General features: G+C 65.9%; 16 protein-coding genes. 10 read left to right on the top strand and 6 right to left on the bottom strand.

What is annotated here, in order from left to right; all coding sequences use genetic code 11:
• The first annotated feature begins 72 nt into the window (after positions 1 to 72).
• The 7 genes from RVU70_RS00190 (at position 73) to ppx (ending at position 8131) form a co-directional block, all read left to right on the top strand.
• Complete coding sequence (locus tag RVU70_RS00190) at positions 73 to 984, top strand: ABC transporter permease subunit (RefSeq protein WP_363349089.1); 912 nt, start codon at positions 73 to 75, stop codon at positions 982 to 984.
• Positions 981 to 1772: an ABC transporter permease subunit gene (locus RVU70_RS00185; RefSeq protein WP_363349087.1), complete on the top strand. Its 792-nt coding sequence runs from the start codon at positions 981 to 983 to the stop codon at positions 1770 to 1772. The genes RVU70_RS00190 and RVU70_RS00185 overlap by 4 nt, the downstream gene beginning before the upstream one ends.
• A gap of 28 nt (positions 1773 to 1800) precedes the next feature.
• On the top strand, positions 1801 to 2349 hold the full coding sequence (locus tag RVU70_RS00180) for a CDP-alcohol phosphatidyltransferase family protein (protein WP_363349085.1): 549 nt from the start codon (positions 1801 to 1803) through the stop codon (positions 2347 to 2349).
• Between the two features lie 3 nt (positions 2350 to 2352).
• The gene (locus RVU70_RS00175) at positions 2353 to 3594 is read left to right on the top strand and encodes an AI-2E family transporter (protein ID WP_363349083.1); all 1242 of its coding nucleotides are present in this window, start codon (positions 2353 to 2355) and stop codon (positions 3592 to 3594) included.
• A gap of 3 nt (positions 3595 to 3597) precedes the next feature.
• Complete coding sequence (locus tag RVU70_RS00170) at positions 3598 to 4302, top strand: hypothetical protein (protein ID WP_363349081.1); 705 nt, start codon at positions 3598 to 3600, stop codon at positions 4300 to 4302.
• Between the two features lie 69 nt (positions 4303 to 4371).
• Positions 4372 to 6606 (top strand): RNA degradosome polyphosphate kinase, encoded by a 2235-nt coding sequence (locus tag RVU70_RS00165; RefSeq protein WP_363349079.1) that lies wholly within the window; start codon positions 4372 to 4374, stop codon positions 6604 to 6606.
• On the top strand, positions 6599 to 8131 hold the full coding sequence (ppx, locus tag RVU70_RS00160; RefSeq protein WP_363349077.1) for an exopolyphosphatase: 1533 nt from the start codon (positions 6599 to 6601) through the stop codon (positions 8129 to 8131). The genes RVU70_RS00165 and ppx overlap by 8 nt, the downstream gene beginning before the upstream one ends.
• Positions 8132 to 8168: 37 nt before the next feature.
• Here ppx and RVU70_RS00155 read toward each other — a convergent pair whose 3' ends face one another.
• The 5 genes from RVU70_RS00155 to RVU70_RS00135 form a co-directional block, all read right to left on the bottom strand.
• Positions 8169 to 9116, bottom strand: a complete 948-nt coding sequence (locus tag RVU70_RS00155) for a 2Fe-2S iron-sulfur cluster binding domain-containing protein (RefSeq protein ID WP_363349075.1) — start codon at positions 9114 to 9116, stop codon at positions 8169 to 8171.
• Complete coding sequence (locus RVU70_RS00150; RefSeq protein ID WP_363349073.1) at positions 9116 to 9490, bottom strand: group 1 truncated hemoglobin; 375 nt, start codon at positions 9488 to 9490, stop codon at positions 9116 to 9118. Before RVU70_RS00150 ends, RVU70_RS00155 begins: the two co-directional genes overlap by 1 nt.
• A 141-nt stretch (positions 9491 to 9631) precedes the next feature.
• Positions 9632 to 10009, bottom strand: a complete 378-nt coding sequence (locus RVU70_RS00145; RefSeq protein WP_363349071.1) for a hypothetical protein — start codon at positions 10007 to 10009, stop codon at positions 9632 to 9634.
• A gap of 417 nt (positions 10010 to 10426) precedes the next feature.
• Entirely contained in the window at positions 10427 to 11647 is a 1221-nt protein-coding gene (gene rnd, locus RVU70_RS00140; protein ID WP_363349069.1) for a ribonuclease D, read from the bottom strand.
• A gap of 49 nt (positions 11648 to 11696) precedes the next feature.
• On the bottom strand, positions 11697 to 12020 hold the full coding sequence (locus tag RVU70_RS00135; RefSeq protein WP_363349067.1) for a YbjQ family protein: 324 nt from the start codon (positions 12018 to 12020) through the stop codon (positions 11697 to 11699).
• Between the two features lie 140 nt (positions 12021 to 12160).
• Here RVU70_RS00135 and RVU70_RS00130 point away from each other — a divergent pair, with 140 nt between their 5' ends.
• Positions 12161 to 13084: a tetratricopeptide repeat protein gene (locus RVU70_RS00130; RefSeq protein WP_363349065.1), complete on the top strand. Its 924-nt coding sequence runs from the start codon at positions 12161 to 12163 to the stop codon at positions 13082 to 13084.
• Positions 13085 to 13151: 67 nt separating this feature from the next.
• Here RVU70_RS00130 and RVU70_RS00125 read toward each other — a convergent pair whose 3' ends face one another.
• A complete protein-coding gene (locus RVU70_RS00125; RefSeq protein WP_405044889.1) occupies positions 13152 to 13637 on the bottom strand; it encodes a peroxiredoxin in 486 nt (161 codons plus the stop codon).
• A gap of 256 nt (positions 13638 to 13893) precedes the next feature.
• Between RVU70_RS00125 and RVU70_RS00120 the strand changes: the two genes are divergently transcribed.
• Positions 13894 to 17391 (top strand): AsmA-like C-terminal region-containing protein, encoded by a 3498-nt coding sequence (locus RVU70_RS00120; RefSeq protein WP_363349063.1) that lies wholly within the window; start codon positions 13894 to 13896, stop codon positions 17389 to 17391.
• Positions 17392 to 17548: 157 nt separating this feature from the next.
• Positions 17549 to 19195, top strand: coding sequence for a hypothetical protein (locus RVU70_RS00115; RefSeq protein WP_363349061.1), 1647 nt, complete (start codon positions 17549 to 17551; stop codon positions 19193 to 19195).
• Positions 19196 to 19198: the final 3 nt, after the last annotated feature.

The raw sequence follows: 19198 nt of genomic DNA, 5'->3' as shown, positions 1-19198 counted from the left end.
CAGCAGCCGTCTCGAAGGATCGCTGCGAGCCTCATCGCCGTCGCTTGAGCGTGCGGCTGCGAGGCAGGTGTCATGAAGCGCGGCCGCCTTTCGCTCTACCAGCGGCTGACGCTCGCGATCCCCTACCTCTGGATCGCCGCTTTCTTTCTCGCGCCGATGGCGCTCATCGCGAAAATTTCGCTGTCGCATTCGGCGCTGGCGCGACCGCCCTATGAGCCGCGCTTCCATCTCTCCGATACGGCTGCCGAGTTCTGGGCCAAGGCGCAGACGCTCACGCTCGAAAATTATCGCGCGCTGGTTTCCGACAGCCTCTATTTCGACGCCTATGTAACGTCGCTCTGGATCGCCGCCGTCTCGACCTTTGCGACGCTCCTCGTCGCCTATCCTTTTGCGCTGGCCATGACGCGCAGCCCGCGGGCGTGGCGGCCCTTTCTCATCGGCCTCGCCGCCGCGCCTTTCTGGACGAGCTTTCTCATCCGCGTCTACGCCTGGATCGCCTTGCTGAAGGACGAGGGGCTGATCAACACGGCGCTGATGGCGCTCGGCGTCATCGACGCGCCGCTCGTCATCTTCGCCACCAAAAGCGCCGTGATCATCGGTATTGTCTATTCTTATCTGCCTTTCATGCTGCTGCCGATCTACGCGGCGCTCGAGGGACAGGACCCGAGCCTGCGCGAAGCGGCGGCCGATCTCGGCGCCACGCCGGCGCAGGTCTTTCTGCGCGTGACGCTGCCGCTCTCGCGCGACGGCGTCATCGCCGGGGCGCTGCTCGTCTTCATCCCGGCGGTCGGCGAGTTCGTCATTCCCGATCTGCTCGGCGGCTCGGACACGCTGATGATCGGCCGCACGCTGTGGAACGATTTCTTCGCCAATCATGATTGGCCGGCGGCGTCGGCGGCGGCCGTGGCGCTCGTCGCCATTCTGCTCGTTCCGCTTCTCTTGTGGGAGCGGGCGCGACTGTCGGAAGAGGAGGGGAGAAGGTGACCCGCTCCGCCAATGTCGCGCGCCTCGCGACGCTCGCCCTCGGCTTTGTGTTCCTTTACGCGCCGATCGTCATTCTGGCGGCCATGAGCTTCAACGCCTCGCGGCTCGTCTCGGTCTGGGGCGGCTTCTCGACCAAATGGTACGCGGCGCTTCTCGACAACGACCTGCTGATCGAATCGGCCAAGATCAGCTTCTCGGCGGCTCTCTTGTCGGGCGCGATCGCAACCTTTCTCGGCCTTCTGGCGGCGGTCGCGCTGGCGCGGTTCGGCGGCTTTCGCTCGCGCATGCTGTTTTTCGGGGCCGTGCACGCCCCGCTCGTGCTGCCCGAAGTGGTGCTGGGCCTCGCGCTGCTCTCCTGCTTCGTCGCGCTCGGCGTCGGACGCGGCTTCATGACGCTGGTCATCGGGCATGTGACGCTCACCATGTGCTTCACCACGGTGGCGCTGCTCGCGGCGTTGCGCGGCTGCGATCCGACGCTCGAAGAGGCGGCGATGGATCTCGGCGCCACACCGGCGCAGGCCTTCGTTCTGGTTGCGCTGCCCCAGATCCTCCCGGCGCTGGCGAGCGCCTTTCTGCTGGCGTTTACTCTCTCGCTCGACGACCTCGTCATCGCGAGCTTCGCCACGGGACCCGGGGCGACCACCCTGCCGATGCGCATTTATTCGCAGGTCAGGCTCGGCGTTTCGCCGCAAATCAACGCCATTTCGACCCTATTGCTCGGCGCCGTGGCGCTGGCGTTGGGCGTCTCGGCGCTTGTCATGCAGGCAGGCAGGCGCCGGGGATTGTGATTGGCGCACCGCGCGCCACATAGGGGGCATGGTTTCCCGCTGGTTCGCCTTTCTGCCGAATCTCATCACAATCGCGCGGCTGGTGCTGACGCCGGCGATCATCGCCATGATTACCGAGGCGCGATGGCAGGCCGCCTTTCTGATTTTCCTCGTCGCCGGCGCGTCGGACGCGCTCGACGGCTGGCTCGCCAAGACCTTTAACCTTCAGTCTGAGCTCGGGGCGGTGCTCGATCCGCTTGCGGACAAGGCGCTGCTCATCTCGATGTATGTCACGCTGGCGATCATGGGCCAGGCGCCGGTCTGGCTCGCCATTCTCATCGTCTCGCGCGACGCGCTGATTGTCGGCGGCGTGAGCGTGTCCTGGTTCGTTTCCCGGCCGATCAGGGTGCGGCCGCATATCGCGTCGAAAATCACCACCGCCGTCCAGCTTCTGCTCGCCGCCCTCATCTTGGGCGGCGCGGCCTATGGCTTCCGGCTGGAAGCGTTGGAAACGCTCCTCATCGGCAGCGTCGCCGCATTGACGCTCGCTTCCGCGACCGTCTATCTGTGGGTCTGGGTCCAGCATATGAGGCCTTGAGCCATGGCGAAGCAGGAGCAGGGGGGCGCCGTCCGTCGCCGGGCGGCGCGCAAGCCCATGGATTTGTCGTCGGCGGCGGCGCCCGTTGCGGCGGCTCCAGAAGCCCGGGTCGTGACGGTCAAATGGGCGGGCCTGAGCCTGGAGCGTCAGTTGATGCTCTGGGGCGTGTCGCTCCTGATCCTCGCCGTCATCCTCTACCTGCTCAGCCCGGTCCTGGCGCCTTTCGTGGCCGGCACCGCGCTCGGCTATCTGCTCGATCCGGTCGCCGACAGGCTGCAACGCTGGGGCGCGTCCCGACTCGGCGCGGCGCTGCTGCTGCTCTCGGGTTTCGTCGCCTTCGTCGTCACGGCGGTCGTCGTTCTGTTGCCGATCCTCACCCATCAGCTCGCGGGCTTCCTCACCGCGCTGCCAGGCTATCTGCAGACGCTCCACGGGCTCGTCCTCGACTGGAGCACGCGCTTTTCCAGCCAGTATTTCAAGGACTTTCTCGAAAAATACGGCCTCGGCGGCGCCGGCGCCAATCTCGACGTCGAGAAATATTTCAACGATCTCGTCTCCCAGAGCGCGGTCCTCGTCGGGGATTTCGTCAAGTCGCTGCTTCTGCGCGGCTATGCGCTCATCAATGTGATCTCGCTCATCGTCATCACGCCGGTCGTGGCCTTTTACATGCTGCTCGACTGGGATCACATGGTTCACATCATCGACGATCTCGTGCCGCCCCGCCATCGCGCCGATGTGCGGATGCTGGCGCGCGACATCAACCGCGCGCTCGCCGGCTTCGTGCGCGGCCAGTCGCTGGTGTGCCTTTTTCTCGGCGTCTGGTACGCCGTCGGTCTTTCCGCCATCGGGCTGAACTTCGGCTTTCTCATCGGCGTGATCTCCGGCGTGCTGAGCTTCGTTCCCTATGTCGGCTCGCTCACGGCCTTCGTGCTGTCCATCATCATCGCCATCGTGCAGGCCTGGCCGCAAATCAATTTGCCGATCGAAGCGGTGGCGATCGTCACCACCGGCCTGATCATGGACGGCTATGTGCTCTCGCCGCGCCTCGTCGGGGCCTCGGTCGGCCTGCATCCTGTCTGGATCATGTTCGCTTTGCTCGCGTTCGGCGCGCTGTTCGGCTTCACCGGGCTGATCGTCGCCGTGCCGGCCGCCGCCGCGCTGGGCGCCGTCATGCGCTTCCTTGCCGGACGCTATCGGGCGAGCGCACTCTATCGCGATCCGTCCTACGCCCGCGATCGGGCCTAAGTCATGGGCGAGGGCGGGCGCGGGCCCGCGCAGCTGCCGCTGGAGCTGCCGCTCGCCCCGCGCTTCGGACGATCCGATTTTCTCGCCGCGCCCTCGAATGCGGCGGCGCTCGCCATGGTCGAGCGCTGGCCGGACTGGCCCGATCGCATCTTGACGCTCATCGGGCCGCCAGGAAGCGGCAAGAGCCACCTGCTGGCGATCTTTGGCGACCGGGCGCAGGCGCTTGCGGCCGATCCCGCCAATCTGCCGTCCCTCGCGGCGCTTGCCGACGCCGCTCCCACGGCCATCGTCATCGACAGCCTCGAGAAGGTGCGGGAGGAGACGGCCTTGTTCCATCTGCTCAACTTCGCCGTCGAGCATCGCCTTTTCGTGCTGATGAGCGCGCGGCGGCCGCCGACCGCAGCGGAGATTGGACTGCCGGACCTTCTGTCACGCCTGCGTCGCGCGCCTGTGGTGGAGATCGGCGCGCCGGACGACGACCTGATGCGCGCGGTGCTCGACAAGCTGTTTCGCGACCGCCAACTCATCGTAGAGGCGCCGGCGCTTGCTTATGCGGCGTTGCGTCTGGAGCGGTCCCTGGACGCTGCGCGCGCTTTTGTCGCGGCCCTGGACCGCGAGGCGCTCGCCCGGCGACGACCGGTGACGCGGGCGTTGGCGGCTGAAGTCTTGGCGCGTTTCGCCGTTTCGGAGGGCGGGACCGAGGTTTGAACGAAGGCGCTTTTCCTCCTGCCGGCTTCGACGCCATTGTGGCAATATGGGCAAAACGGGACAGCGGGCATGACAGCCAACGTGAGAGACAATACGGCGCGCAGCGCGACCGAGATCGAGGCTGCCGCCATCGAGGTGATGGACCCTGCCGGCGAAATTCTGGAGCATCCGGAAGAGCTCGCGGTTTCGCCGCGCCGCTTCATCAACCGCGAGCTTTCCTGGCTCGAGTTCAACCGCCGCGTTCTGGAGGAGGCGTCCAACCGACGCCATCCGCTTCTCGAACAGCTCCGCTTCCTGTCGATTTCCGCCAACAACCTCGACGAGTTCTTCATGGTGCGCGTCGCGGGTCTGCGCGGGCAGATTCGCTCGGCGCTGACCGCGGTGTCTCAGGACGGACTGACGCCCACCGAACAACTGGCCAAGATCAATGAGCGCGTCGTGCTGCTCACCAATGAGCAGTTACGGCGCTGGCGCGAACTGCGCCGCGAGATCGAGGAGGTGGGCATCGGCATTGTCGAACCCGCCGACGTCTCCAAGGCGGATCGCGAGTGGCTGGAGGACCACTTCCTCAACCGCATCTTCCCGGTCCTGACGCCGCTCGCCGTCGATCCGGCGCATCCTTTCCCGTTTATCCCCAATCTCGGCTTCACGCTGGCGCTGGAGCTGGTGCGGCCCGGAGACCGCAAGACGCTTCAGGCGCTGGTGCGATTGCCCCCTAAGATCGAACGCTTCGTGCATCTCCCCAATTCCGGCGGCGGGCGCGAGCGCTTCATGCTGCTCGAAACCCTGATCGCGATGAACGCGCAGCGGCTGTTTCCCGGCTATCTCTTACGCGGGCAGGGGCTCTTTCGCGTCATTCGCGACAGCGATCTCGAAGTCGAGGAAGAGGCCGAAGATCTCGTGCTCTTCTTCGAGACCGCCTTGAAGCGGCGCCGCCGCGGCTCGGTCATCCGGCTCGAAGTCGCCGCCGACATGCCGGAATCGCTGCGCGCCCTCGTTGCGGACGAACTGGAAGTCGAGCCGAACGAGACTTTCGAAATCGACGGCATGCTGGCCTTGAACGATCTTTCCGAACTCGTCGCGCTCGATCGGCCGGACCTCAAGTTCAAGCCCTATAATCCGCGCTTCCCCGAGCGCGTGCGCGACAATGGCGGCGACTGTTTCCTCGCCATCAAGCAGAAGGACCTCGCGGTCCATCACCCGTACGAATCCTTCGACGTCGTGATTCAATTTCTGCAGCAGGCGGCGCGCGATCCCAATGTCGTCGCGATCAAGCAGACGCTCTATCGCACCTCCAACAACAGCCCCATCGTGCGCGCGCTGGTCGAGGCCGCCGAGGCCGGCAAATCCGTCACCGCGCTCGTCGAGCTGAAGGCGCGCTTCGACGAGGAGGCCAATATCCGCTGGGCGCGCGATCTCGAGCGCGCCGGCGCGCAGGTCGTGTTCGGCTTCATCGAACTCAAGACGCACGCCAAGCTTTCCATGGTCGTGCGTCGCGAAGGCTCGGGGCTCGCCACCTACTGTCATATCGGCACGGGCAATTATCATCCGGTGACGGCGCGGGTTTATACGGATATCTCGCTCTTTACCGCCGATCCGGCGATCGGCCGCGACGTGTCGCGCATCTTCAACTACATCACCGGCTATGCGGAACCCGCCGGCCTCGAGCGCATGTCGGTGTCGCCGATTTCGCTGAAGAAAAAGCTCCTCGAGCATATCGAGCAGGAGAAAGAATCCGTCAAAGCGGGCAAGCCCGGCGCGATCTGGCTGAAATGCAATGCGCTGGTCGATCCCGAGATCATCGACGCGCTTTATGGCGCGTCGCAGGCCGGCGTCTCCATCGATTGCGTCGTGCGCGGCATTTGCTGTCTGCGGCCGGGCGTGAAGGGACTGTCTGAAAACATCCGCGTCAAGTCGATCGTCGGACGCTTTCTCGAACATGCGCGCGTCTACGCCTTCGGCGGCGGCCATTCGCTGCCGCATCCGCGCGCGCATGTTTATATTTCTTCCGCCGATCTGATGCCGCGCAATCTCGACCGTCGCGTCGAGGTGCTGCTGCCGATCGTCAATCCGACCGTGCATCAGCAATTGCTCGATCAGATCATGCTCGCCAATCTCATGGACAATGAGCAGAGCTATCGCGTCCTGCCCGATGGCTCCTCGCAGCGCATCACGCCGGACGAGGGCGTCGAGCGGTTCAACGCCCATCAATACTTCATGACGCATCCGAGCCTGTCGGGACGCGGCAAATCCTTGAAAGAATCGCGCCCGCGTTCGCTCCTGAAACGAAAGCAAGATGCTTAAGCGTTTCTTGCGTCCGCATCCGGTCGAGCAGCCCGCGCCGAGCGCCGCTCGGCCGGTCGCCATCGTCGACATCGGCTCGAACTCCGTGCGTCTTGTCGCCTATCAGGGGCTCTCGCGCGCGCCGACGCCCATCTTCAACGAAAAGGCCATGTGCGGCCTCGGCAAAGGCGTCGTCACCACGGGCCGCCTGCCCGAGGAGGGCGTCGACAAGGCGCTCAAGGCGCTGCGCCGCTATCGCGCTCTGTGCGACATGATGGGCGTGCTCGACATCGAGGTCATCGCCACGGCGGCGGCGCGCGACGCGCAGAATGGTCCGGCCTTCCTCGACGCGGCACGCAAGGCCATCGGCCGGGAGATCAGCCTGTTGCCCGGCCGGCGCGAGGCGGAGCTCTCCGCCTTCGGCGTCATCTCTTCGATCCATCAGCCCGACGGCGTCGTCGGCGATCTCGGCGGCGGCTCGCTCGAACTCATCGACGTGACGGGCGACGCGCTCGGCAAGGGCGTCACGCTGCCGCTCGGCGGGCTGGCGTTGATGGACGCGTCGCGGCGCTCGCCACGGGAGGCGACGCGCATCGCGCGCAAGGCGATCGCGGACGCCAAGCCGCTCGAACAGCTCAAAGCCCGCACGTTTTACGCCGTCGGCGGGACCTGGCGTTCGCTCGCGAAGCTGCACATGCGCCAGCGTAACTATCCGCTCGGCGTGATGCACAACTACCGCATTCAGACCGGCGAAGCGGCGGATTTCGCCGCGCTCGTCGAACATATCGACAGCGCGGCGATCGAAGACATCGACGTCGTCTCGACCGCGCGTCGGCCGCTGCTCGCCTACGGCGCGATCGTGCTCGATGAAATCATCCGCCGCGCCAAGCCGCGCGAGATTGTCATCTCGGCGGCGGGGGTGCGCGAGGGCCTCCTTTTCGAGCGTCTCTCGGAAAGCGAGCGCAAGATCGATCCGCTGCTCTCCGCGTCGCGCGAACTCGAAGGCATGTTCGCCCGCGCGCCGGGCTATGGCGACGAACTCATCGCCTGGACCGACGCCTTCCTGGGCTCGAGCGACATCGACGAAACGCCGGAAGAAAAGCGCCTGCGGCATGCCGCCTGCCTGCTCTCCGACATCGCCTGGCGCGCCCATCCCGAATATCGCTCCGAGCGGGCGATGAATATCGTTACGCAGGGGCCTTTCGTGTCCGTCGATCATCCCGGCCGCGCATACCTCTCCCTTGCCATCGTGATCCGTCACGAAGGGCCCGACGGGGGCGCGGGGATCGGCATTGTGCGCAGCCTGCTGACGACGCGGCTCTTCGTGCGCGCCCGCATCCTCGGCGCCGCCATGCGCGCCGCCTATCTTTTGTCGGCGTCGATGCCGGGCGTTCTGCCGCGCACGAGTCTGGCGATGCGCAAAGGCGTGTTGGCGCTGACGCTGCCAGCCGATTACGCCGACCTTGCAAGCGACCGCGTTCTCAACAGACTCAAGACGCTCGGCCGATTGCTGGGGTCGGATGCGGTCATTGAGATTGGTTCTTAGGCGAAGTTTCGAAGCGCAAGGGCAGTGTGAACGTCGGTTATCCGCTCGCCGGCGTGAACGCGTCGGAGCGGATCGCCTTCAGGCTGGCGCCGGCCATGAAGAGATCGCGCTTCAGTCTTTTCACCAGATTCTCGCCGCCGCAGAGAAAGAACGCCGTCTCTGCGACGCGCGGCGCTTCGCGTTCGAGCGCAAGAGCGGCGATGTCGCCGCCGGAGTCGAGCGTGGCAGAAACATACTCGACATTGTCCCGCATGCCCGCCAGCGCCTGCAATTCCTCGGTCAGATAGAGCCCCTTGCGTTCGCGCGCGCCGTGATAGAGCCGGATTGGCCCGTGATGGCCCTGGCGCAGCGCGTCGCGCAGCACGCCATAGAGCGGGGCGAGCCCCGTGCCGGCGCCGATCAGCGCCAGCGGCTGCTCCTTGTCGACGCCTTCGTAGAAGCAGGTCCCGCGCGGCCCGGCGACATGCACCCTGTGACCCGGGCGCAGGTCGGCCTTGAGGCGACGGCTCATGCGGCCGTTTGGATGCAGGCGGATATGCAATTCGAGGAACGGATCTTCCTCGGGGTGGCTCGCCAGCGAATAATGCCGCCGCAAGTCTTCCTCGGCGATCAGCTCCAGGAACTGCCCCGGACGATAGGCGAAGCGCTCCGCTTCGATGCGCAAGCGCAGGACGTCGTGCGAGAGGAATTCGAGCGCCCGTACGACGGCCTCGATCCGCGCGCCCGCATCATCTGGCGGCGCAATCGTCAGCGGCTCGCTCGGCCGGCAGATGCAGGCCAGGAAATAGCCCAGCGACTTCTGCGCGGGCGTGAGACCATTCTGCGACTCCGGCGGCGGGACGCCCTCCGTCGCGCGATGCAGGCAGGTCTGGCACTGTCCGGCCCGACAGGAGCAGGGGGCCTCGACGCCCGCGCGCAACAGGGCGTCGAGAACCGTTTCGCCGGGCGCGACGTCAACCGGGCGATCCCGATAGGTGAGGCGCATCAAGCCGCCGAGCGCCCCAACACGTCGGCGCGCACCGAGTCCGCCAGCGCCGCGACTTCCCGGACCTCCTTCTCGGGAACCCCGAGCTGCCGCAGCGTGCTGTTCAAATTCTCGATCACGGCGTCGACGTGGGAGTCGTTGAGACCTTTCTCCACGAGGCGCTTGTGCGCGTTGCGCATGTCGAGGCCGGAGTAGGCGTTGGGCCCGCCGAAGGCCATCGTCAGGAAGGACTTTTGCTTGGCGATCTGCTGGTCCATGTCAACGCCGTCGAAGAACCGCGCGATTCGGCCGTCAGCCAGCACTCTGCGATAAAACAGCTCCACCGCCGCGTCGACCGCCTTCTCTCCGCCGAGACGCTCATAAAGGGTCGTCATGGGCTCCCTCTTGTCTGTCTTTTTGATGACGAGAGGCTAGTGGGCGTCTATTGGGGTCACAATGACCAGCGGCCGAAAAGTAAATAGATCCAGTAACTTTTGGGCAAGGCGGCCACGCGCGCGTGGCCGCCTGAACGATGGCTATCGCGCCGGGGCGAGCGCGACGCGCTCCGTGCGGATGACATTCATCGCTTCGGCGCTGTAGAGGCAGGTGAAGCGCGAGGTCTTGCCGTCGGCGTCGTCGATATAGGCGGCGCGTCCCGGTTCGACGGTAAGCTGGATGCGGGTCGGGGAGGCGCTCTTCGACTCGGGATCGTCGCCTGCGATCATCATGGTCAGGCGGCAGGCGCCCGAGACGGGTAGGAAGTAGCTCACAACATGGGCGCCGCCGGCGTCGAGACTCGTCGCCATCAGCGGCTTCATCATCGACTCGGACCAGGAGTCGGCGGCCGACACGGGGGTCGCCGCCGCCAGGGCAAAGGCGCCGAGCGCCTGCGCGATAAGCCGTGTTTTCATCATTTATTCCTTTCTTCTATCGCTCTGGGGAGGACAGAGCGATCATGCGTCCCATCCGCCACCTCTCAGGCAGCGAACCGAACGCTGAGTAAAGGTATTCTTGCGTTGCAGCATTTCAATGACGCGCTGCAAAAATCCCCGTTTCCGCCATGATCTACCGCGCTGTTTCGATGGTCGCGCCGCCAATCCGGCGCCCATGATGCAGGCGCCGGAAGCCTTTGCTGAAGCGATGGGAAAGGCCCGCCACGACAAGGGCCTGCAAGCGCGGCCGATAGAAATAATCGATCAGAGGGCCTCTTTCCTGAGCGGCGAAAATCTCGCTCAGCGCCTCATTTTCAGGCTATCGGCGGTCTGCTTCTGGCGTGCGCGCGCATCCGCGTCCGATGGTCGCGGACGCGCGTCGGCAGAAGGGCCGCTCGCTCAGTTTGAGGCGGAGGCCTCGGCGGGCGCTTCAGCGGCGGCGTCGCTCGAGCGGGACAGGGATGCGTTTTCGGCGTCCTGCCAGTCGAAGGTGACGACCTTGCCGTTCTCGACGGCGAGCGCCAGCCGCCCGCGCTTCAGCTCGAGCGCTTTTTCGCCGAAGATGGTCCGGCGCCAGCCCTTGAGCGCCGGCACGTCGGCCCGGTCGTCGCTGGCGATGGCCTCCAGGTCCTCGACCGTGGCGATCATCTTCGCGGCGACGCCGGTCTGCTCCGTCACCTGACGCAGCAGGACCTTGAGCAGCTCGACCGTTGCGCCGTTCGAGCCGCGTCTTTCCCGCTCGATGCGCGGAACGCCGCTGGGGTCGCGGGCGAGACCGCGCTCCACGGCGGCCAGAATCTCCGCGCCCGCGCGAGACCGCTCCATGCCCTTGGGGAAGGAGCGAAGATTGGCGAGCGCCTCGGCATTTTTGGGGGCCGACTGCGCAATCTCGATCAAAACGTCGTCTTTGAGCACGCGCGAGCGCGGCACGTCGCGGCTCTGCGCCTCCGCCTCGCGCCAGGCGGCGAGCTCCATCAGCACCGCGAGATCCCGGGGTTTGCGGGCGCGATGGCGCAGCCGTTCCCAGGCGTTTTCGGGATGCTGTTCGTAGGTCGCCGGCGACGTCAGCGTCTCCATCTCGTCGGCCAGCCAGTGCAGCCGGTTGGAGCGCTCCAGCCGCGCCTGGAGCGTGGTGTAGATGTCGCGCAGATAGGTGACGTCGGCGATCGCATAATCGATTTGCGCCGGCGACAAGGGGCGGCGCGACCAGTCGGTGAAGCGCGACGATTTGTCGAGATTGGCCCGGGTGATCGCCTTCACGAGCTCGAGATACGAGGCCTGCTCGCCGAAACCGCAGACCATGGCCGCGACCTGGGTGTCGAAAAGCGGGGCCGGAATGAGTCGGGCGAGGCGCCAGATGATTTCGAGGTCCTGACGGGCGGCGTGGAATACCTTGACGACCGCCTCATTCGCCATCAACGCGAAAAAAGGCGAGAGATCGATGCCGTCGGCGAGCGCGTCGATCGCCACAGCCTCCTGAGGCGAAGCGATCTGAATTACGCAGACTTTCGGCCAAAAGGTTGTTTCGCGCAGGAATTCGGTATCGACGGTCACAAACGGGTGGCGCGCAAACCGGTCGCAAACGGTTGCAAGTTCATCGGTGGTGGTCAACAGGCTCATCGAAATGTAGTTTACCCATTTTCGCCGTGGGGCAGAAGCATTTTTGACATTATGCGGCGCGCTCGACCAGAACGGCCGTGCCATAGGCCAGCACTTCCGTCACGCCGTCCATGATTTCGTTGGCGTCGTAACGCATTCCAATGACGGCGTTCGCGCCCCCTTGCGCGGCGTGCTCGCACATATGGTCGAACGCCTCCTGCCGCGCCGTTTCGGCGAGCTCGACGTAAACCGAGAGCTTGCCGCCGAAAACGCCTTGCAGGCCGCCGACCAGATTGCCGACGACGGATCGCGAACGCACCGTAATGCCCCGCACCAGCCCGAGATGACGCACGACGCGGTAGCCCGCAATCTCGTTGGTGGTCGACACTATCACGGCAAACTCCCGAATCGTCGAAGACAGGCTAAGCCTAACCGGGCCTCGGCCGCGCGCAACCTTGGAAAATTGCATTTGCGCGCCGGCGCCGCGCGAGTAGGATCGCCGCGCCACTCTTTTTTCACGGAGCCTATCCACACATGGTCGCCTCGTTCCGCAACGCCGCCCGGGCGGCGGCACTGATGATTTGCGCCGGCTGCTTTGGAGCGTCGCAGGCCTTGGCCGCTCACGCCGGCGGCGTCAGTCCCGGCTGGAAGCTTTGCCGCTCGACCAATCCGGACGAACGTATTTCCGGCTGCACGCAGGTCATTTCCGAGATTGGCAAGGAATCCAAACACAATCAGCTCGCCGCCTATGTGAACCGCGCCGGCGGTTATCAGGCGAAGGGCGACTATGCTCACGCGATCGAAGATTACGGCAAGGCGCTCGAGGTCGACCCAGGCTCGGCGGTCGTGCTGCTGGCGCGTGGCGCGGCCCAGCACGCCAAAGGCGACCTGGACGCGGCCATCGCGGATTACGATCAGTCGATCGCCAAAGCGAAGAACAATGTCGCAGCGTTGATGGCGCGGGCCTCCGCGTGGCGCGCCAAAGGCGAGGCGGAAAAGGCGCTCGCCGACGTCGAAGCGGCCATCAAGCTCGACCACAATTCGGCCGCGCCCGTCGCCGCGCGGGCAAATTATTACCACGCGAAAGGCGATCACGACCGCGCCATCGCCGACTATTCGGAGGCGCTGAAGCGCAACCAAAAGCTTGCGCCGGCTTTGATCGGTCGCGGCGGCTGCTACTACGCCAAGGGCGATTACGACAAGGCGCTCGCCGACTTCGAGGCGGCCGCAAAGCTCGACCCCAAGAATCCGACGGCGCTGTTGAACCGCGCCAACGCCTGGCGCGCCAAGAAGGACTTCGAGCGCGCCAAAGCGGATTACGCCGCGGCGCTGGCGCTCAAGCCCGATCTCGCTCCCGCCAAGAAGGGCGAAGAGGACGTCTCCAAAATTCTCGCCAAAAAAGCGCAGGGCGGCGGCGCTGCGGCTGACGCCGCCCCGCCGGCGGAGCATGAGCACTGAGGGGGCGTGTCCGTTCTGGCCGCGCGTGTCCCGGCCAGAACGGGGCGTATCGAGCGGGCAAAGGCGCCTACAGCGCCGCCGCGGCGGCCAGCACCTCCTCGGCGTGGCCCGGCACTTTCACCTTGCGCCAGATTTTCGCGATGCGGCCCGTCTCGTCGATGAGAAAGGTCGAGCGTTCGACGCCCATATATTTGCGCCCATACATGCTTTTCTCGACCCAAACGCCGTAGGAGGCGAGCGTTTCCTTGGTTTCGTCGGCGGCGAGCGGCAGGGCGAGTTGATACTTCTCGCGGAACTTGTCGTGGCTCTTTGAAGAGTCAGGCGACATGCCGATGACGACGGTTTTCGCCTTGGCGAATTTGTCGCGCAGGGCGTTGAACTCGATGGCCTCCTTGGTGCAGCCCGAGGTGTCGTCCTTGGGATAGAAGTAAAGGACCACCTTCTTGCCCGCGAGCGCGGCGAGGGCGACGGTCTCGCCGCCGGCGCCCGGAAGCGAGAAAGCGGGGGCCAGGTCTCCTTCTTTCAACAGAGCGACGGGCGCGGGGGGCTCGATCTTCTTCGAGGCTGGCCCTTCCGTCCCCGCCTTGACCTTGACTGCTGAAGAGCCTGCTTTTTTTTCGGCTGGTTTTTCAGGGGACTTGACCGTCGCCGGTTTCTTGCTTGCCGCTTTCGTCGCCATTGCGCCTTCCTTTCGTCGCAACCGCCGCTAAAATTGAGCTGAACAATGCAGGGATGGCGCCGCTGGGGCAAGTGCGCCGCTCGACAGGCAAGCGCCGATTTAGGGCGCCGTGAGCCCGTAGCGAGGATATTTGACAGACCAGTTCGGGCGCGAGGATCGCGGCGATCGGCGGGGCGTCCCGGCGCCGCCGGCGCGGGAGGGTGCGCGCGCGTACGCCGCCGGGTGGCTGCGGATAGCGGCCTTTGGCGGCCTCGTCGCTCTGGCGCTGCTCTGCGTCGCGGTCGGCGTCTTCTTTATTCTGCTGTCGCAGGGGCCGATCAGCCTGACATGGCTGTCGCCGCGCATCGTCGCGTCGTTGGACGAACGCTTCGCCGGACAGTTCGATTTCGAGCTTCGCGGCGCCTCGATCGCGAGCAGCGCCAGCGGGCCGACCTTGTCGATCGACGGTCTGGTCGTGAGGGGAGAGGGCCGCGCCATTCTCGCTGCGCCGCGCGCCGAATTGTCGCTCGACTGGCCCTCGCTGCTGATCGGCCAGATCAAGCCGCGTCGTCTCGAGGCGCTCGATCTGGACCTGAGGCTCTCGGTTCAGGCGGATGGAACGGTCGCCTTTTCAGCCGGCGCGGACCCCGTCACCGCCACGAAAATCGTCCCGCCGTCCCTCGAATCCGCGCCCACGCCCGTCGTCGAGCCGGAGCGCGTCGCGCTGCTCAAGACCGGCGCCGCCGCGCTGCGCAGCCTGATGGACTTCGCGACGAGCCGCAACTCTCCGGTCGGGACGCTCGACCGGCTCGGCCTGATGCAGGGGCGGCTGACGATCGACGATCGCACCATCGACCGCGTGATCGTCTACAAGGACGTCGCCATCAGCCTGACCAAGAGCGAGGGGGCCATGCGCTTCAACCTCGCCGCGACCGGGCCCTCCGGACGCTGGACGGCGACGGCGGCCGCGAAAGGCGCGCCGGGCCAGTCACGCTCCTTCGTGGCGCATGTGCGCGATCTGACCATCGACGAAATCGCCTTGATCGGCGGCTTCCGCACGACAGGCTTCGACACCGACGCGCCGCTCGGCGTCGACATGAGCTTCTCGCTTTCGCCCGACGACATCGTGCTCGACGCCAAGGGCGCTTTCGAGGTCGGCAAGGGCTTTTTCCGCCTCGACGAACCGGACCATGAGCCGGTGATGATCCAGCGCATCGCCGGACAGGCCGCCTGGAGCCGGCGCGAGCGCAAGCTCGTCATCGCCCCCTTTCAGTTCAAGGCGGGCGGGTTCGACATGGCGTTGTCCGGCGAGGCCGCGCCGCCGATCGAACCGCCGCCCGGCGCCGACCCCGGCGCCGACGCCTGGACGATTGCGGTGCGCCTCGTCAGGCCGACGCAGATCACGCCCGAGCGGGCTGGGGAAATGACCTTGGTGGTCAACGACGGCGCGCTCGCAGCCCGGCTCATGAACGGGCAGGGGCGCGTGGTCGTCGACAAATTCGCCTTTGCCGGCCCCGACCTGCGCGTCGCCGCGACCGGCGCGCTGACGTATCGCGGGGCCACGCGCGTCGCTTATACGCTCGATGTCGAGAACACGCAGATTCGCGCGCTGTCGCGTCTTTGGCCGACGCATGTCACGGCCTCCGTGCGGACCTGGTTCGTCGACCATGTGCCGACCGGCGTGATCCGCCGCGCCCATGCGGCAGGGGATTTCGACGAGGCCGCGCTCACGGCCATGCGTTACGAGCGCCCGCCGCAGGATGAATCCGTCGAGGTGACGGGCGAGATTGTCAACGCCAGCGTCACCGACGTCTTGCCGGGCATGGCGGCCTTGACCGGCATCAACGGGCGTCTGCACGTTACCGGCCGAACGTCGTCCTTCGAGGCGTCGTCGGGCGCGCTGGAAACCGCGCCCGGCCGCAAGCTGTCCATCGAACAGGGAAGATTTTCGGTCGCCGACAACGCGCTGCGTCCGACCCCCGCCGTGCTGGACATGAGGGTCGCCGGCAGCGTCGAGGCGGTGGCGGACGTTCTCTCTCTCCCAACGATCAAGCGCCACGCCTCGATCCCCGTCGACCCTGGCGCCATCAAGGGCCAGATCGACGGCGAGCTCAAAATCGACTTCGAAATCGGCGACAAGGCGCGCGAGGAAAAGACGACCTTCGCGATCGACGCGACCGCGAGCAATCTTGTCGTCGATCGGCTGATCGGCAAAGAGCGGCTCGAGGGGGCGACGCTGCGGGTGCTCGCCGATCGCACCGGCCTGCATGTGAGCGGAGGCGGCAAAATCTACGGCGCGGCGGCCACGCTCGACGTACGGCGCGGCTTCGGCGAAACGGGGCCGGCGCAGGCGCAGATGACCTTCACTTTCGACGACGCCGCGCGCCAGCGCGCAGGCTACGCGCTCGCCGGCGTCAGCGGTCCAGTGTCGGCCATCGTCAAGACGCCGCTGCCGGTCGAAGATCTCAACACGCATATCGAGCTCGATCTGACGCGGACCGTGTTCGACAATCCGATCCCCGGTCTGTCCAAGCCCGCGGGGAGGCCGGCGCGGGCGTCCTTCGTCATCGTGAAGCGCGGCGAGGGGATTGCGCTCGACCAATTCAGTTTCGACGCAAGCCCGGCGCAGGCCCAGGGGGTGATCGAACTGACAAAAGAGGGGGCGCTACGCGCCGCGCGCCTGGCGCCGGCGCGGCTCTCGACGGGCGACGACATGCGGCTCGATATTTCCCGCGTCGGAGACGCCATCAAGGTCGTGGCGCGGGGCTCGAATTTCGACGCTCGGCCGATGCTCGGCTCGCTGATCCGCTCGGGCGCCGACAAGCCGGCGGCCGGCGGCGGCAGGGGGGCGGGCGACGATATCGACGTGGAGTTCAAATCGCCGATCGTCACCGGCCATGGCAAACAGATCCTCGCCAATGTGGATTTCCGCCTGTCGAGCCGCGGCGGGCGACCGAAGTCTGTCTCGCTCACGGGGTATTTCGGCCGTGAGCAGTTGGCCGTGTCGCTCGCGCGCGGACAGAACAACAACCCCGCGATCGAGGTCTCGACCAATGACGCGGGCTCGCTTCTGGCTTTCGTCGACATTTATCGGAAGATGGAAAGCGGCGTTCTCAACGCCAGCGTCGAACTCGGCCAGAACGGCGCCGAGGGCATGCTCCGCATCCGCGATTTCTATCTCAAGGGCGAGCCGACGATCCGCCAGCTCATGGCGCAGGGCGGCGTCCAGCGCGCGGACGATCGCGGCAACATGCGCTTCGACCCCGACTCCGTGCGCGTGGGCCGGTTGCAGTCGGGCTTCACCTGGTCGAGCGGGCGCCTCTCGGTGCGCGAGGGCGTGATGTCCGGCCCGGAGATCGGCATGACCTTCGACGGCTATGTCGACTTCCCCCGCGACCGGCTCGATCTCGCGGGCTCCTATGTCCCGGCCTATGCGCTGAACAGCCTGTTCTCGAATATTCCGGTGCTCGGCTTCGTGATCGCCGGCGGCCAGCACGAGGGGATTTTCGCCTTGAGTTACCGGCTCACCGGCTCGCTCTCGTCGCCGGTCGTGAACGTCAATCCGCTCTCGGCCATCGCGCCGGGGATGATCCGCAAAATCATGGGCGTGCTCGACGGCACGACGCGACTGCCGGACGGCAATCGCTAGTAAAGCTTTGGCATAGACTGGACTGATTCAATGGCTCCGCTTTTCAATGAGTGGTCTGTGTGATTTCTTTTTGGTGTTGATCAGATTCTTCACTGTCAAGTCATAAGCCATGAACTTTACTGTTTATCGCGTTGGCGCTGACGCTGTATCCCGTTTCATGCGCGCTCCCGCCGCCTCATTGGAGGCTTTGCGCGCCGCTTCTCCCCATCCCTCCCGCGCTGGCGGCGCGCGTTCGTTGCTCTTTAGCCTCGCCAGCGCCGCGCCACCCGCCCTGCGCGAGCGCCTCGCCGAAAAATGGCTGCGCCGTTCGGAGGCGCCCGGCCCGGCGGCCGAGCATGTCCTGCAACATGCGCTGGGCGCGCGACTCGCGCGGCAGTCCGGCGACGACGAAAAGACCGGCGTCGTGGCGAAAGGAGCCGACAATTTCTACAGCCGCCAATATCGCCAGTTTCTGAATCCGACGATGGGGGTCTTCGCCCAGACGGCGACGATGGCCGTCCTCGGCGTCGGCGGCGCGCCGCGGGGCCGCTTGTGGCGACGGCGACGCCCCGTCGTTATGGCGATGTCTGAGGCGGTCGATCAGGCGGGTCCCATCCTCGTGCTCGACCACCAGACCGCAGCGACGCCGCTTTTCCTGCCCAAGCCCAAAGATGCGCGCGAAGAGGCCAGGCTCGAACGCTGGCTGGCGCGGCGGGCGGCGGCGCCCGTCTCCTTCCGGCGCATGATGGCCGGGGAGAAGATGCGCTGCGACGAACGCGGCGTGCGCGCCACACTCGGCTCGGCGCTCGGCGCCGCGCTCCACGTCACGCAGGCGGCGCTCGAGAGCGGCAAGCTCGCCATTCTCGCGCTTCATCCTTACGATCCGGACGCTATGGGGCTGCATATCACGCTCTTTGGCGTCGAGGCGCTCTCGCCCCATGATCTGGCGCGGGACTATGCGTTGGAGGCGTCGGCCCTCGAGCCCTGGCGCCAGGCCGCCGAGCGGAAGAACGCTGTTCTCTATTTCCTGGTGGGGGGCGTCGAGGAAGCCTTCACGCAATGCTCCCAAAACCTCTTCGTCAAGCGTCCGGCGCCTGCGACCACGAAACGCGCCGCTTGGCCAAACGCTTGGTCGCCCAGCCTTCCCTTGGATTTGCTGCTCGGCGCACAGTTCGAGATTTTCCAGGCGACGGTCTCTGCCTCTGGTCTGCCCGGCGTTTCGCCTCGGAACGGCGATATTGGCCTCGCCGGCTTCGTGGCGCATCGCGGCGAACGGACATTTGTGCTCGTCCCTTACTTTACCGGCAACGCAGTGCATGGCCATGCGGCGAAGATCTGGTCCAATCCCTTTTCTGCGCTGCTGATCTGGGACGATCACACGACGCGCTCGGCGACGACGCTCTGTGGGCCGGCGCAAGTCGTCTCTCATCTTTGGGTGGAAAAACGCTTTCCGCTGATCGCGGCGCGCATTGCCGATCGCAGGCGCCGAAACGGCGCTTCAGCAGAATCGCCGGAGTACTGGTTCGCTCAAAGAGTAACGGATATTCACGTACAGGATGAGCCTGTGCGTTTGAACCTTCTCGATCCCGCGCGTCCGACTTGCTCCATTCATGCGGCCGGCGCCGCCCATCACGGCAAGAAGCCCGCCTATTTCGCGGCGGAGTCTCAAGCGCCCTATGACATGGTCTGGCAGCATGAGCGGGAGGCGGAGGGGCGCCCGCGCGACCCGTCCGGGGTATCGCGCCGCTTTTGGGAATGGGAGTCGGCGCCGGCGCTGGAGGCGCGCCGCGCGCATCTCCAACGGCTCGCCGCCCCCTTTGGTTGACGT

Origin of the sequence: Methylocystis echinoides (genome assembly GCF_040687965.1) — a bacterium.
In the GTDB taxonomy this organism is placed as follows: Bacteria; Pseudomonadota; Alphaproteobacteria; order Rhizobiales; family Beijerinckiaceae; genus Methylocystis; species Methylocystis echinoides_A.
The sequence above is the reverse complement of the archived record's forward strand: the minus strand, read 5'-3'. Positions and strand labels throughout refer to the sequence as shown.